Here is a 14,525-nt window from a genome sequence, read left to right as displayed (position 1 = left end):
CGATAGTTAAATTTCAGCAACATTTTTTCCAGTCAATGCACGCTGAATACTCGCATTCATGCGCTTTTCAGCAAACGGATCGGTGGTCTTCGCAGCTTTTTCAATCGCTTTACGCAACACATCACTGCTTGTTTCCGATTCTAAAAGTGCCTGCAACTGAGCCATTTCCTTACGAATCAGGGCTCGCTCGACATCGGTTAATAGATCACCATCCTCCTGCAGTGCTGCAGTTACTGCCTCTAATAAGCGCCTTGCCTCCACCTGCTCCTCACGTAATGCGCGAGCGCGCATATCATCCCCAGCGGCCTGGAATCCATCTTGCAGCATGCGAGCAATCTCTGAATCACTGAGTCCATAGGAGGGTTTGATTTCAATGGATGCTTGAACCCCAGAACTTTGCTCGATCGCATGTACCGATAAAAGTCCATCTGCGTCGACCTGGAACGTAACACGAATCCGCGCAGCACCAGCAGCCATTGGAGGAATGCCCTTGAGCTCAAATCGCCCTAGGGATCGGCAAGCATCGACGACCTCGCGCTCCCCCTGCACAATGTGGAGAGATAGGCCGGTCTGACCATCTTTAAAAGTCGTGAAATCTTGCGCCCTAGCGACGGGAATGGGCGTATTGCGCGGAATAATTTTTTCTACGAGTCCACCCATGGTTTCCAAACCAAGGGATAGCGGGATAACATCAAGCAATAACCACTCATTATTCTTGCTTTGATTGCCTGCTAGAAGATCGGCCTGCATCGCCGCACCAAGGGCAACCACCTGATCGGGGTCAAGGTTATTTAAGGGCTGGGTCTTAAAAAATGCCCCAACCGCTACTTGGACTTGCGGCATACGCGTAGCACCGCCAACCATCACGACACCCTTCACGTCACCCACTTGGAGTTGAGCGTCACGCAGTGCTTTACGAACTGAAACCATGGTCTTATCCACCAATGGCTTTGTAAGCGATCCGAACGTATCGCGAGTCAGAATTAGGGAAATGGACTGTCCGTTCATGAGCGTGAGCTCAATAGAGGTCTCGGTCACATTACTTAACTCTTCTTTGGCGCGCTTGGCTGCGCTCAGTAGCGCCCGCTGATCCTTAGGCTCAAGGTTTATCAGCTTAGCTTCTTCAATAACCCAGTCATACACTGATCGATCAAAGTCATCACCACCCAAGGCAGAATCTCCACCGGTGGATAAAACTTCAAACACGCCCTTACTCATTCGTAGAATCGAAATATCAAAGGTTCCGCCGCCAAGATCATAGACGGCATAAATACCTTCTGAGGCATTATCTAGGCCATACGCAATCGCAGCTGCTGTAGGTTCGTTTAATAGCCGCAGGACATGGAGTCCGGCAAGCTTAGCAGCGTCTTTCGTGGCCTGACGTTGGGCATCATCAAAGTAAGCAGGCACTGTGATGACTGCGCCGACGATTTCATCTTGTACGGAATCTTCGGCTAACTGTCGTAATCGCGCCAAGATCTCTGCGCTCACCTCCACCGGGCTTTTATCCCCTGCAGCAGTTCGTAACTTAACCATGCCCGGCTCATCGATGAACGTGTAGGGGAAATCGTGACTCGAAAAATCGTTTAACCCGCGTCCCATGAAACGCTTTACCGAGACAATCGTATTTTTTGGATCCTCAATCACGTGAGTCAAAGCCTCAAATCCACCCTGCGTTCTGCCATTTGGCAAATACCGAATTACCGAGGGAAATAGAGCCTGACCAGCAGCATCCGTTAAGACTTTTGGTAAGGCATCACGAACGACCGCAACCAAGGAGTTCGTCGTTCCTAAATCGATTCCAATGGCCACCTTGCGCTCATGGGGCGCCAATGCCATTCCAGGTTCAGCAATTTGTAGTAGAGCCATATTTGTTTGTCTTAGACCAGTTGCGCGATTGCATCATCGAGCTCAGTAGCAAATTTGTTGATAAACAGTAAGCCACGCAAGATATCGACCGCTTTGGAATAAGAGGACTGCTCAAATGCATTGGTAAGCTGCCGTAATGAATCGCTACGAGAGGCTTCAACCTCAGTTGCAAGTTGCTCCAGAGCCTCCAAATCATCGGCATGGTCATCCAAAGCTTCGCGCCACTCCATTTGCTTCATGAGAAACTGGGCTGGCATTGCAGTATTAGTCTCGAGATCAGCTTCAACGCCCTGGAGCTGGCAGAGGTAGAGGCCGCGCGCGATGGGGTCTTTGAGGGTTCGATACGCGCCATTGGCATAAGTCGCCATTTGCATCGCCAAGCGTTGCTCGGCATCAGATCCCGAGGCGTGACGATCGGGGTGTACTTCTTTTTGAATTGCTAAATAGGCTTGGTCCAAAGCCGACGTATCAAATACGAATCGGGGGGTAAGGCCAAAAAAAGTGAAGTAGTTGTCAGACGCGGAAAGATTCGCCACAACCACACTCATCTTTCACATTGGGATTCTGAAACTTAAATCCTTCATTTAAGCCCTCGCGGACAAAATCAAGCTCGGTGCCGTCGATATAGGTCAGGCTCTTTGGATCAACAAAAATCTTGATGCCATGAGATTCAAATACTTGATCTTCTGGAGCGGCCTCATCAACATATTCCAATTGATAGGCAAGGCCTGAGCAGCCAGTGGTACGCACGCCCAAACGCAAACCACAGCCTTTACCGCGTTTTTGCAAACTACGGTTGACGTGGTTAGCGGCCTTTTCAGTCAGGGTAATGGGCATAGTAGTTTTTATTTAACAGGATGCTTGTCTTTGTAATCTTTTACTGCTGCCTTGATGGCATCTTCAGCTAAGATCGAACAATGAATTTTCACGGGTGGCAACGACAACTCTTGAGCAATTTGGGAATTCTTAATCTCCAAGGCTTGATCAAGCGTTTTACCTTTTACCCATTCGGTCACCAATGAGGAGGATGCAATCGCAGAACCGCAACCATAGGTCTTGAATTTCGCATCCTCAATGACACCATGATCATTCACGCGAATTTGCAATTTCATCACGTCGCCACATGCGGGCGCACCAACCATTCCGGTGCCAACCTGCTCATCACCCTTGGCAAAGGAGCCAACGTTTCGGGGATTTTCATAATGATCAATTACTTTATCGCTATATGCCATTTCAATTTACCTCGTTTAGAACAACCAACATCACTAATGAGCAGCCCATTGAATCGTATTGAGATCAATGCCGTCTTTGTACATTTCCCATAAGGGAGAAAGTTCCCGCAATTTTGCAATCTTGTCTTTGACCAAAGCAATCGTGAAGTCAACTTCTTCTTCAGTGGTAAAGCGACCAATCGTAAAACGAATCGAGCTATGGGCAAGCTCATCGTTACGCCCCAAGGCACGTAACACATAAGAAGGCTCTAGAGATGCTGAGGTGCATGCAGATCCAGAAGAGATTGCAATGTCTTTTAATGCCATCAGCATCGATTCACCTTCAACATAGTTAAAACTGATATTGAGGTTATGGGCAACACGTTGGTCCATATCGCCATTGACATAAACCTCTTCAATGTCTTTTAGACCAGCTAACAAACGATCACGCAATTTGCGAATCCGCGCGGCTTCATCAGTCATCTCAATCCGAGCAATCCGGAATGCCTCACCCATGCCAACAATTTGGTGAACAGGTAAAGTTCCCGAACGCATTCCGCGCTCGTGACCACCGCCATGAATCTGCGCTTCAATTCGCACTCGGGGCTTGCGTCGCACATATAGAGCACCAATCCCTTTGGGGCCATAGGTCTTATGTGCTGAGAAACTCATCAGATCGACTTTGAGCTTTTCTAAGTCAATCTCAACCTTGCCGGTTGCTTGCGCAGCATCCACATGAAAAATAACTCCGCGCGAGCGGCACAATTCGCCAAGTCGTGGAATGTCTTGAATCACTCCAATTTCGTTATTGACATACATCACCGATGCCAAGATGGTGTCTGGACGCATAGCGGCTTCAAACTGAGCAAAATCAATTAGGCCGTTTTCCATGACGTCGAGGTAAGTAACGTCATATCCCTCGCGCTCGAGCTCGCGGCAGGTGTCAAGCGTCGCTTTGTGCTCGGTCTTTACCGTAATGATGTGCTTGCCTTTTTCTTTATAAAAATGAGCTGCACCCTTGAGGGCCAAGTTAATGCTCTCGGTCGCACCACTCGTCCATACGATCTCACGGGGATCAGCATGAACTAATTTAGCCACCTCAACCCGCGCCTCTTCGACGGCTTCTTCAGCCGCCCATCCAAATGCGTGGCTACGGGAGGCCGCATTACCAAACTGCTCCCGCAAATATGGCAGCATTTTGTCAACCACGCGCTGATCAATCGGCGTCGTGGCCGAGTAATCCATATAGACCGGGAAATGCTTCGGGCTATAAATCGAAACGGGTTGCAATGCTGCCTTTAGTGGAGCGTTCATACTTAACCTTGTCTTGCTAAATTGAATACTGAATTAATTAAGGGCCGCTTAGGAGCCTCTTCTTTTTTAGCAACTGCAGTAACTGCGGGCTTTTTCAACTTCGCAGGCTCAACACGCACTTTTTTCTCGCGCATATCAGCAATCACCACTCCGCGGCTTTCTTGCTGCTTCACCAAATCGCGTAAGGTAACTGAATCTAAATATTCAACCATCTTGGCGTTCAAATTGGTCCATAAATCATGGGTCATACAGCGACTATGAGTGTCTTCCTCGCTATGGCAATTTCCCTTGCCACCGCACTGGGTTGCATCTAAAGGCTCATCTACAGCCACAATAATGTCGGCCACACTGACCTCCTCGGCTTTACGAGCTAAGGTATAGCCTCCGCCTGGACCGCGTGTGCTTTCAACAATGTTGAAGCGACGCAATTTTCCAAAGAGTTGCTCCAAATACGACAGAGAAATCTTCTGGCGCTGACTAATTCCAGCAAGGGTTACGGGGCCATGCGCTTCACGCAGGGCTAAATCAATCATCGCGGTTACAGCAAAACGACCTTTAGTAGTAAGTCTCATAAATCACCTTGGTTGTGGGTTGATATGGACAGCCATTGCCAGAGGGGTAATACCTGACAATTCTGGTCAAGTATAACATATTCCCGAGTATTTTTATCAGGAATAAGCCATAGGGGTCATGTGGGGATATGAAAGGGTAAGCGCTTGATTTATATTGAATCTTTTGCCAGCGCACCGAATGCCAACTCTTTAATTTTAGCAATCTGGTCTCGAGTCGCGGCAGCCTTCTCAAACTCGAGATTTTTAGCCTCAGCCATCATTTGCTTCTCAAGGCGGCTAATCTCATTTGCCAACTCACGCTCACTCATCATCTCGTATTGCGCCTTACGCTGAGCAACTTGCAACTCTACGCGCTTTTCTTGAACATCGTAGACGCCATCAATAATGTCTTTAATCCGTTTTTGTACCCCTTTCGGCTTAATACCATGCTTCAAGTTAAACGCAATTTGCTTATTTCTGCGACGCTCAGTTTCCCCCATCGCTCTTTTCATCGAGTCCGTTATTTTGTCGGCATACAAAATCGCTTTGCCATGAACATTTCGCGCCGCTCTTCCAATGGTCTGAATCAAACTCCGCTCTGCTCGTAAAAATCCCTCTTTATCCGCATCCAAGATTGCGACAAGCGATACCTCGGGGATATCAAGACCCTCGCGCAATAAATTGATACCTACTAATACATCGAAAACACCTAAACGTAAATCACGAATAATTTCGACACGCTCGACCGTATCAATATCCGAGTGAACATAGCGTACTTTGACGCCGTTATCAGCCAAATATTCTGTTAATTGCTCGGCCATGCGCTTAGTAAGCACTGTGACTAACACACGCTCACCCGCTTTCACACGCTCATGAATTTGACCCAGTAAATCATCCACCTGAGAGCTGGCAGGTAGAACCTCAATTTCAGGATCGACCAGACCTGTGGGACGCACGACTTGCTCAACGACTTGGCCCGTTTTTTGATTTTCATAATCGGCTGGGGTTGCTGAGACAAAAATTGCTTGACGCATCTTGGTCTCAAATTCTGGAAATTTCAGTGGGCGATTATCCATTGCTGATGGCAAACGAAAGCCGTACTCCACCAAGGTGTGCTTGCGAGAGCGGTCCCCGTTGTACATCCCATTGAGCTGCCCAATCAAAACATGGCTCTCATCCAAGAACATCAGTGCGTCATCAGGCAGATAATCGACTAAAGTCGGTGGCGCTTCACCCGGTTTCGCACCTGATAAATGACGTGAATAGTTTTCAATCCCTTTGCAAAACCCAAGTTCCGCGAGCATCTCAAGGTCAAATCGGGTACGCTGCTCTAAACGCTGCGCCTCGACTAATTTATTGCCTTTGACAAACTCATCTAAGCGTTCCCGTAACTCGGCTTTAATGGTTTCAATGGCTTTTAAAACCGTTTCTCTTGGGGTCACATAATGCGAACTTGGATAGACCGTAAAACGGGGTAATTTCTGCTTAATCTTTCCGGTTAAGGGGTCAAAGAAATGGAGTGATTCAACCTGGTCATCAAATAGCTCAACCCGAATCGCCAGCTCGTTATGCTCTGCTGGGAAAATATCGATCGTATCGCCGCGGACCCGAAAAATGCCTCGCTGAAAGTCCATTTCATTGCGCTCATACTGCATTGAAATGAGTCGCGTCACAATATCCCGTTGACTTAATTTATCACCAGGACGTAAGGTCAAGACCATGCTGTGATAATCGCCTGGATTACCAATGCCATAAATGGCCGATACGGTAGCCACGATCACCACATCTCGACGTTCTAATAAACTTTTCGTAGCGGATAAACGCATCTGCTCAATATGCTCATTAATCGATGAGTCTTTTTCGATAAATAAGTCGCGCTGAGGAACGTAGGCTTCGGGCTGATAGTAGTCGTAATAACTCACAAAATATTCAACCGCATTTCTGGGGAAAAATTCCCGAAACTCAGAGTACAACTGTGCTGCAAGTGTTTTATTGGGTGCAAAGATAATCGCCGGTCGCCCCATCCTCGCAATGACATTGGCCATCGTGAACGTTTTGCCCGAACCCGTAACCCCCAACAGAGTTTGAAATAACAATCCATCCTCGAGTCCTTCGCACAACTGATCAATCGCAGCCGGTTGATCACCGGCCGGAGGAAATGGTTGATAGAGTTGATATGGTGAATTGGGAAAAGAAACAAACTTCGACTCATCGAGAGTCGCTGCCTGCTCAATCTTTAGAGCAATATCCTCTGCAACTCCAGTCGAATCGGTAAAAACGACTGTATCTAGATTCTTTTTTTTGCTGGTTGATTTTGGGGTGAGCTTTGGCATCTCGGCTATCATTTACGGCTAGGGATGAACTATCTAGCAATTTATAAATAATTTTCAATTTTGCCGTTTTTATTCCATTTACACCAACCGCCTCTAAGGGCCTGATTTACAACAACTAATCGATATTTCCACCATGAATCTGTTTTCTTCCGTCCAGCTTGCTCCCAAAGATCCAATTTTTGGCCTGACCGAGGCTTATAACGCCGACCAAAGACCAAACAAAGTTAATTTAGGGGTGGGGGTTTACTACACCGATGAAGGCAAAGTTCCACTATTACGCGCTGTCCTTGAGGCCGAGAAAGAAGTCGTTGCCAAAGAAGCGCCGCGCGCCTACATTCCGATTGAAGGACCCAATCCCTACAACTCAGCAGTCCAGAACTTACTTTTTGGCAAAGACTCGGCATTGATTCAGGCTGGGCGAGTGGTCACTGCAGAGTGCCTTGGTGGCACCGGGGCCCTCCGCGTCGGTGGAGATTTTGTAAAACGTCTTGAACCTACTGCAAAAGCAGCAATTAGCTCCCCAAGCTGGGAAAACCATCGCGGTATTTTTGAGGCTGCCGGATACGACGTTTTGGAATACACCTACTTTGACCCAAAAACACGGGGCGTAGACTTTGATGGCATGGTGAAGTCGCTCGAGTCTTTTCCTGCGAAAACCCTAGTCATCCTGCACGCGTGCTGCCACAATCCAACGGGGGCAGATCTCACCAAAGATCAATGGCAAACCATTATTTCGATTTGCCAACAAAAACAGCTAATTCCATTTCTTGATATTGCCTACCAAGGTTTTGCAGACGGCATTGAGGAAGATGGCGCTGCTGTGCGCATGTTTGCTGATTCAGGAATGTCGTTCTTTGTATCAAGCTCTTTCTCCAAATCCTTCTCTTTATATGGTGAGCGCGTTGGCGCCCTGTCTATCGTGACACAAAGCAAAGAGGAATCCACCCGCGTACTTTCTCAACTCAAACGTGTGATTCGAACCAATTACTCAAACCCGCCAACCCATGGTGCTGCGATTGTGGCGACGGTTCTCAACTCTCCTAAACTGCGTCAAATGTGGGAGGATGAGCTAGCCCAGATGCGCGATCGAATTAAATCCATGCGCCAGGGTTTAAAAGGGAAGCTGGCAGCAGCTGGTGTATCGCAAGACTTTTCATTTATTGAGGCGCAGCGGGGAATGTTCTCCTACTCAGGGTTGACTTCTGACCAAGTCGCCAAACTGCAAGAACAGGATGGCATTTATGCCCTATCCACAGGACGAATTTGTGTTGCCGCCCTAAATACCAAAAATATAGATCGGGTCGCTCAGGCCATTGCCCGGGTTCTCATGTCAAAATAGAATCTTTGCGGGTTCTGGAGAGTATTCGATGCTTTATCAAATCTACGATTTCCAAAAAGCATTATTGCAACCCTTAACGGAGTGGGCAAAAACGACCGCTGAGACTTTTGTCAATCCCGCGAACCCACTCTCTTTGGTGCCAGGTGCTGAGCGTCTAGCAGCGAGTTATGAACTGTTACACCGTCTTGGCAAAGACTATAAAAAACCCGAATTTGGAATTCGCTGTGTCAAAGCACACGGCAAAGAGGTTGTTGTCCAAGAACTGACTGCTCTAGCCAAGCCCTTTTGTAATTTGGTGCGCTTTAAGCGTTTTTCAGATGATGTTGAAGTCATCTCGAAGATGAAGCAAGACCCGATCGTTTTAATTGTTGCCCCGCTCTCGGGTCATCACTCGACCTTATTGCGTGATACCGTCCGCACCATGTTACAAGATCATAAGGTCTACATTACTGATTGGATCGATGCCCGGATGGTTCCAAATGATCAGGGTGTCTTTAGTTTAGATGATTACGTTCAATACATTGAAGATTTCATTCGCCACATTGGCGCTGAAAACTTGCATGTGATATCGGTGTGCCAACCAACCGTACCAGTACTGGGTGCCGTCTCTCTGATGGCTTCGCGTGGTGAAAACACGCCCCGCTCTCTGGTCATGATGGGCGGCCCAATTGACGCCCGTAAATCACCAACCGCGGTGAACTCTCTGGCGATGAGTAAATCGATTGAGTGGTTTGAGGCGAATACGATTCACAATGTACCTCCACCCCACCCCGGAGTCGGACGACGAGTTTATCCGGGGTTCTTGCAGCACATGGGTTTTATTGCTATGAACCCAAGTAATCATCTTCAATCCCACTGGGATTATTTTCAAAACTTGGTTCGGGGCGACGAACAAGATGCACAAGCCCATATCCGCTTTTATGATGAATACAACGCAGTGCTAGATATGGATGCCCACTATTATTTAGATACTATTCGTACCGTCTTCAAAGACTATGCGCTACCCAATGGGACTTGGATGATTCGTAGTGAGCTCGTTAAGCCGCAAGATATTCAAAGATCTGCCTTGCTCACGATTGAGGGCGAGATGGATGATATTTCGGGGAGCGGTCAAACGCGTGCGGCCCATAAATTATGTAAGGGAATCGAGGAGTCGAGGAAAGAGCATTACGAAGTGAGCGGTGCTGGACATTACGGTATTTTTTCTGGAAGTCGCTGGCGTAATAAGGTCTATCCTCGTATCCAACAATTTATTCGCGCTCACCACTCATCGAACCCCAGCAATCAAGACGCGAATTAAATTGCATCGGATTTAAAGTCCATGCCCTCACCCAAGCTGGCCGACCTACTCGAAGACGCACTTCCGCAAACACAGTGTACTAAGTGCGGCTATCCCGATTGCCGCGGTTACGCAGAGGCGCTCGCTGAGGGCGAGAAACCTAATCGCTGCCCCCCGGGCGGTGTACAAGGAATCATTCGTCTTAGCCAAATCCTGAATTACCGATTAAATGAAGAAACTCGCACGATTGATCCAGAGTGCGGAGTTGAACGGCCACGTCCAGTCGCTTGGATTGATCCGCAAGCCTGCATTGGCTGCACGCTGTGTATCCAGGCATGCCCGGTCGATGCGATCGTTGGCGCGTCAAAACAAATGCATACCGTTCTTCCTGAGTGGTGTACCGGCTGTGATTTATGCGTTGCCCCCTGCCCAGTGGATTGCATTCACATGCTGAATGTAACGGGTAAGCAGACCGGCTGGAATGCCTGGTCACCCGCCCAAGCCGATCTTGCGAGAGCTCGCTATGAGTCGCATTTAAATCGATTGGAACGTGAGGAGCATGACCAACAGGAGCGATTGGCCACTAAAGCCAAAGCGAAATTGGCCGCATTGGATCAGAATCAAGCCACAAGCCAAGCGCAACTCGATGAAATCGAACGAAAACGAGCGATTATTGCTGCAGCGATTGCGCGAGTCAAGCAATCGGGCTCATCAACATCATGAATCTGGAGCAGCGCATTGCCTTTTTTGAGCAATTGAAGGCAAATAATCCCAAGCCGACTACCGAACTCGAATACAGCTCACCGTTCGAACTATTAACTGCGGTCTTACTATCTGCGCAAGCAACCGATGTGTCGGTGAATAAGGGAACTCGCCAGTTGTTCGCAGTCGCCAATACTCCCAAAGCCATCCTGGCGCTTGGTGAAGAAGGGGTGCGTCCTTACATTCAACATATTGGACTGTATCGAACAAAAGGCAAACATTTGCAGGAGACCTGCCAAATCTTACTTGAGCGCCATGGCGGTGAAGTGCCCAGAAACCGATCTGACCTTGAGGCACTTCCTGGCGTTGGACGCAAAACTGCCAATGTCATCCTCAATACGGCATTTGGCGAACCAACAATTGCAGTGGATACCCATATTTTCCGAGTATCGAATCGCACAGGTCTTGCCCCTGGTAACAATGTCCTTGAAGTTGAAAACAAACTCATGAAACGCATCCCCAAGGACTACCTCATGGATGCCCATCATTGGCTGATTTTGCATGGCCGCTATGTATGCAAAGCTCGCAATCCGGAATGTGCGCAGTGCATCGTCGAGCCTTTATGCTCCTATCGATATAAAACCAATCAAGGAAAAATACGTGGCACTGTTCAACCCAAGTCGTGATGAGGTTCGACAATTTTTTTGCGGAGCGTGGCAAAAACAGTTAACCGGGGGTGTATTAACGCCCCTTGAGATGATGGCCTGCTCATGGATCAAGCTTCACCCTGAGTATCACGCTATTTTGACAAGCAACGAAGTGCTCTCTCATGAATTCACGCCCGAACAAGGGCAAACCAACCCTTTTTTGCATTTATCCATGCACCTATCGATTAGTGAGCAAATTTCAATTGATCAGCCCCCAGGAATTAAATTAGTCGCTGAGCAACTTAGTCGTAAATTAGATTCAGAGCATGAAGCCCAGCATCAAATCATGGAATGCTTAGGGCGTGCGCTTTGGGAATCGCAGCGTAACGGTCAAGCTTTAGATGCGGTAGCATACATTGATTCCATCCGAAAATTAATCTAGCTTACGCAATGAATCAGGCAGCCGAATCCGACCCAATTACTTTATTTCGTTCCAATTGGGCAACCTATCAAAAACTACTTGAGCATAACTACATGTTTCATCACGAATTAGTTCATGCAAGTCAACAGCTAATTCAATCAATTGATCAACCACTGTCTCTAGTAGATCTTGGTTGTGGAGACGCCTCGCTCAGTCAAGCACTTTTTAAGAATAATCAAATCTCACGCTACATAGCATGCGATCTATCCCAACCAGCACTGCAGCTTGCTAAAGCTAATTTGGCGCCCTGGTCCTCGCAATTGGAATTAAATTGCTTGGATATGCTCGAGCAACTTGGGCAAATACCAGGCAGAACACTTGATCTGGTATTTTCAAGTTATGCCATTCATCATTTGACCGATCAATCCAAATTGGCTCTTTTTAAAGAATGCTTTCGGGTCTTAAAACACTCAGGGTCGTTTGTGTTGATCGATGTGATGCGTAATGATGGGCAAAGTCGAAATAATTATCTCGATCAATATTTATTCATGGTTGAAAAGGACTGGGTGGCGATCAACTCCATCGAGCGCACCCGTATTGCTGAGCATGTGCGAGGCAATGACTTTCCTTTGAGTCCCTCTGAATATCAATCGCTTGCTCGCCAAGCAGGCTTTCATCAGGAAGCTTTACTGGATGCCCACGGTTTTCATCAAGCCCGGGCCTATCAACGCTTAAGCTAAGTCGGCAATACCGGATCGGATCGCCTCGGGTATCCCCTTAGCAAGCTCACGTCGCGACTTCAGCACAGTGTCAGCCGTATCGCGTTGTCTTGGCGACCAAATTGAATCTGGAAAGTATGGGTCATCGGCAAAACGGGGAATCACATGCCAATGAAGATGCGGGACTTGATTACCCAATGATGCTAAGTTTATTTTTTGGGGCCGCATGACGCGGCGGACGGCAAACTCAACTACATCGACTAAGGCTAGCAAGATTTCACGCTCAACTCGAGATAACTCACTCATCTCAGCAACATGTCGATTCCAAATCACTCGACAAAAGCCAGGCAAATTGGGATCATCAACCAGAACAACGCGCGCATCATCGCCGCGCCACACTAGATGTCCGCCCTCGTCTTGGCAAAGAATGCAATGATTCATAGTTACTACTGTAAAACAGAAAGGCGCCTAAGTCACCCTTTTGGGATGCTTCAGGCGCCTGCCATAACTGCATTAGCCGCCGATTAGGCGGATAAATGATTAATGAAATTGCTCTTCTTCGGTCGATCCAGTCAAGGCAGTTACCGATGATTTACCCCCTTGAATCACGGTCGTAACGTCATCGAAGTAGCCAGTACCAACCTCTTGCTGATGGGAAACAAAGGTATAGCCCCGATCGCGCGCTGCAAACTCTGGCTCTTGAACCTTCTCAACATAGGCTGTCATACCGCGCTTGACGTAGTCTTGTGAAAGGTCATACATGTTGTACCACATCGAGTGGATACCGGCCAAGGTGATGAACTGGTACTTATAACCCATCGCACCTAACTCGCGCTGGAACTTAGCAATCGTTGCATCGTCTAAGTTCTTCTTCCAGTTAAAGGACGGCGAGCAGTTGTAGGCCAACATTTTTCCGGGGAACTTCTCACGAATGGCTTCAGCAAACTTCTTCGCAAAATCCAAATCCGGAGTACCAGTCTCACACCAGACCATATCGGCATATTCTGCATACGCCAAACCACGAGAAATCGCCTGTCCTAGACCTTTGCGAGTTTTATAGAAACCTTCAGGGGTTCTCTCGCCTGTTAAGAACGGTTTATCGTTTTCATCGTAATCCGAGGTTAATAGGTCAGCAGCCTCAGCATCAGTTCTCGCCAAAATTATGGTTGGCACACCCATGACATCAGCAGCTAAGCGAGCAGCAATTAATTTTTGCACAGACTCTTGAGTCGGCAATAGTACCTTGCCACCTAAATGTCCGCATTTTTTAACGGATGACAATTGATCTTCAAAGTGCACGCCGGCTGCGCCATTTTTAATTAATGCCTTACTTAATTCGTAAGCATTCAGAACCCCACCAAAGCCTGCTTCAGCATCGGCAACGATTGGTGCAAAGTAATCGATGTAGCCAGGATCGCCTGGATTGATTCCTTTAGACCACTGAATTTGGTCTGCGCGCTCAAAGGTATTATTAATCCGCTCAACCACCTTAGGTACTGAATCCACTGGATAGAGGGATTGATCAGGATACATTGCTGCATAGGTATTGTTATCAGCAGCTACTTGCCAGCCTGACAAATAGATTGCTTTAACGCCTGCCTTCACTTGCTGCATGGCTTGACCACCGGTCAATGCCCCCAAGCAATTTACATAGGCTTCGTTATTCACTAAATTCCATAATTTCTCGGCACCCTGTTTCGCCAAGGTGTACTCCGGGCGAACAGAACCACGAAGACGAACGACATCTTCTGCGGTGTAGCCACGCTTTACCCCTTGCCAACGTGGATTGGTATCCCAATCTTTCTGAATAATTGCTGCTTCTGCTTTACGAGTCACCATATTGCTCTCCTTCATTCACGATAAAAATAGATATCGACGAGGGCCTGATAAGCCAAAACTCTTATGTCTTATACAAGAGTTTAGAAAGTAACTTATCAATAATGGCAAAAATGACTTTGATTCAACAAATAAATTAAATCAATTTATTCAATTACTTATAGGTAAATTTTTATCATACGAAACGTTGAATTAGAAAATGAAATTTTTAGGGTTCCAACTTAAGTTCTATTTTTTATCATATGAAAGATTGATTTCATAATACGAAAATAATAAACCACCCCTTATTGCGTATTAAGATCCT

At 47.3% G+C, this 14,525-nt stretch carries 15 protein-coding genes; 6 read left to right on the top strand and 9 right to left on the bottom strand.

Going from position 1 to position 14,525, the window contains the following annotated elements; all coding sequences use genetic code 11:
- Positions 1-6: 6 nt before the first annotated feature.
- From hscA to uvrB, 7 genes are all read right to left on the bottom strand, one after another.
- Complete coding sequence (gene hscA, locus QUE61_RS02890; protein WP_286307491.1) at positions 7-1,869, bottom strand: Fe-S protein assembly chaperone HscA; 1,863 nt, start codon at positions 1,867-1,869, stop codon at positions 7-9.
- Between the two features lie 11 nt (positions 1,870-1,880).
- Positions 1,881-2,417: a Fe-S protein assembly co-chaperone HscB gene (gene hscB, locus QUE61_RS02885; RefSeq protein ID WP_286307489.1), complete on the bottom strand. Its 537-nt coding sequence runs from the start codon at positions 2,415-2,417 to the stop codon at positions 1,881-1,883.
- The gene (gene iscA, locus QUE61_RS02880) at positions 2,383-2,706 is read right to left on the bottom strand and encodes an iron-sulfur cluster assembly protein IscA (RefSeq protein WP_286225825.1); all 324 of its coding nucleotides are present in this window, start codon (positions 2,704-2,706) and stop codon (positions 2,383-2,385) included. The genes hscB and iscA overlap by 35 nt, the downstream gene beginning before the upstream one ends.
- 8 nt (positions 2,707-2,714) lie before the next feature.
- Positions 2,715-3,101, bottom strand: coding sequence for a Fe-S cluster assembly scaffold IscU (iscU, locus tag QUE61_RS02875; RefSeq protein WP_215371770.1), 387 nt, complete (start codon positions 3,099-3,101; stop codon positions 2,715-2,717).
- Positions 3,102-3,134: 33 nt separating this feature from the next.
- Positions 3,135-4,394 carry an IscS subfamily cysteine desulfurase gene (locus QUE61_RS02870; protein ID WP_286307487.1) on the bottom strand — a complete coding sequence of 420 codons (1,260 nt, stop codon included), beginning with the start codon at positions 4,392-4,394 and terminating at the stop codon, positions 3,135-3,137.
- 2 nt (positions 4,395-4,396) lie between these two features.
- On the bottom strand, positions 4,397-4,966 hold the full coding sequence (gene iscR / locus QUE61_RS02865; protein ID WP_286307485.1) for a Fe-S cluster assembly transcriptional regulator IscR: 570 nt from the start codon (positions 4,964-4,966) through the stop codon (positions 4,397-4,399).
- 149 nt (positions 4,967-5,115) lie between these two features.
- On the bottom strand, positions 5,116-7,278 hold the full coding sequence (gene uvrB / locus QUE61_RS02860) for an excinuclease ABC subunit UvrB (protein WP_286307483.1): 2,163 nt from the start codon (positions 7,276-7,278) through the stop codon (positions 5,116-5,118).
- 133 nt (positions 7,279-7,411) lie between these two features.
- On the opposite strand from uvrB, the gene QUE61_RS02855 reads away from it, so the two are divergent.
- From QUE61_RS02855 to QUE61_RS02830, 6 genes are read left to right on the top strand one after another with little or no spacing between them, the layout of a single operon-like run.
- Positions 7,412-8,617: an amino acid aminotransferase gene (locus tag QUE61_RS02855; RefSeq protein ID WP_286307482.1), complete on the top strand. Its 1,206-nt coding sequence runs from the start codon at positions 7,412-7,414 to the stop codon at positions 8,615-8,617.
- 28 nt (positions 8,618-8,645) lie between these two features.
- Positions 8,646-9,917, top strand: a complete 1,272-nt coding sequence (locus tag QUE61_RS02850; RefSeq protein WP_286307480.1) for a polyhydroxyalkanoate depolymerase — start codon at positions 8,646-8,648, stop codon at positions 9,915-9,917.
- A 21-nt stretch (positions 9,918-9,938) separates the two neighbouring features.
- Positions 9,939-10,619, top strand: a complete 681-nt coding sequence (gene rsxB, locus QUE61_RS02845; RefSeq protein ID WP_286307479.1) for an electron transport complex subunit RsxB — start codon at positions 9,939-9,941, stop codon at positions 10,617-10,619.
- Positions 10,616-11,284 carry an endonuclease III gene (gene nth / locus QUE61_RS02840; protein ID WP_286307476.1) on the top strand — a complete coding sequence of 223 codons (669 nt, stop codon included), beginning with the start codon at positions 10,616-10,618 and terminating at the stop codon, positions 11,282-11,284. The genes rsxB and nth overlap by 4 nt, the downstream gene beginning before the upstream one ends.
- Entirely contained in the window at positions 11,265-11,687 is a 423-nt protein-coding gene (locus QUE61_RS02835; RefSeq protein WP_286308255.1) for a DUF1841 family protein, read from the top strand. Before nth ends, QUE61_RS02835 begins: the two co-directional genes overlap by 20 nt.
- Positions 11,688-11,695: 8 nt before the next feature.
- Positions 11,696-12,406: a class I SAM-dependent methyltransferase gene (locus QUE61_RS02830; protein WP_286307474.1), complete on the top strand. Its 711-nt coding sequence runs from the start codon at positions 11,696-11,698 to the stop codon at positions 12,404-12,406.
- Here the strand turns inward: QUE61_RS02830 and QUE61_RS02825 are convergent.
- Both QUE61_RS02825 and aceA read right to left on the bottom strand, forming a co-directional pair.
- Positions 12,398-12,826, bottom strand: coding sequence for an HIT family protein (locus tag QUE61_RS02825; RefSeq protein ID WP_286307473.1), 429 nt, complete (start codon positions 12,824-12,826; stop codon positions 12,398-12,400). The genes QUE61_RS02830 and QUE61_RS02825 overlap by 9 nt on opposite strands.
- A gap of 99 nt (positions 12,827-12,925) precedes the next feature.
- Positions 12,926-14,224: an isocitrate lyase gene (gene aceA, locus QUE61_RS02820; RefSeq protein WP_108508039.1), complete on the bottom strand. Its 1,299-nt coding sequence runs from the start codon at positions 14,222-14,224 to the stop codon at positions 12,926-12,928.
- Positions 14,225-14,525: the final 301 nt, after the last annotated feature.

This window comes from Polynucleobacter sp. HIN5, assembly GCF_030297555.1.
Taxonomy (GTDB): domain Bacteria; phylum Pseudomonadota; class Gammaproteobacteria; order Burkholderiales; family Burkholderiaceae; genus Polynucleobacter.
The sequence above is the reverse complement of the archived record's forward strand: the minus strand, read 5'-3'. Positions and strand labels throughout refer to the sequence as shown.

What these genes read in the sequence shown, in the direction of transcription:
- hscA (WP_286307491.1), bottom strand. Translation starts at nt 1,869, where the DNA reads ATGGCTCTACTACAAATTGCTGAACCTGGAATGGCATTGGCGCCCCAT.
- hscB (WP_286307489.1), bottom strand. Translation starts at nt 2,417, where the DNA reads ATGAGTGTGGTTGTGGCGAATCTTTCCGCGTCTGACAACTACTTCACT.
- iscA (WP_286225825.1), bottom strand. Translation starts at nt 2,706, where the DNA reads ATGCCCATTACCCTGACTGAAAAGGCCGCTAACCACGTCAACCGTAGT.
- iscU (WP_215371770.1), bottom strand. Translation starts at nt 3,101, where the DNA reads ATGGCATATAGCGATAAAGTAATTGATCATTATGAAAATCCCCGAAAC.
- QUE61_RS02870 (WP_286307487.1), bottom strand. Translation starts at nt 4,394, where the DNA reads ATGAACGCTCCACTAAAGGCAGCATTGCAACCCGTTTCGATTTATAGC.
- iscR (WP_286307485.1), bottom strand. Translation starts at nt 4,966, where the DNA reads ATGAGACTTACTACTAAAGGTCGTTTTGCTGTAACCGCGATGATTGAT.
- uvrB (WP_286307483.1), bottom strand. Translation starts at nt 7,278, where the DNA reads ATGCCAAAGCTCACCCCAAAATCAACCAGCAAAAAAAAGAATCTAGAT.
- QUE61_RS02855 (WP_286307482.1), top strand. Translation starts at nt 7,412, where the DNA reads ATGAATCTGTTTTCTTCCGTCCAGCTTGCTCCCAAAGATCCAATTTTT.
- QUE61_RS02850 (WP_286307480.1), top strand. Translation starts at nt 8,646, where the DNA reads ATGCTTTATCAAATCTACGATTTCCAAAAAGCATTATTGCAACCCTTA.
- rsxB (WP_286307479.1), top strand. Translation starts at nt 9,939, where the DNA reads ATGCCCTCACCCAAGCTGGCCGACCTACTCGAAGACGCACTTCCGCAA.
- nth (WP_286307476.1), top strand. Translation starts at nt 10,616, where the DNA reads ATGAATCTGGAGCAGCGCATTGCCTTTTTTGAGCAATTGAAGGCAAAT.
- QUE61_RS02830 (WP_286307474.1), top strand. Translation starts at nt 11,696, where the DNA reads ATGAATCAGGCAGCCGAATCCGACCCAATTACTTTATTTCGTTCCAAT.
- QUE61_RS02825 (WP_286307473.1), bottom strand. Translation starts at nt 12,826, where the DNA reads ATGAATCATTGCATTCTTTGCCAAGACGAGGGCGGACATCTAGTGTGG.
- aceA (WP_108508039.1), bottom strand. Translation starts at nt 14,224, where the DNA reads ATGGTGACTCGTAAAGCAGAAGCAGCAATTATTCAGAAAGATTGGGAT.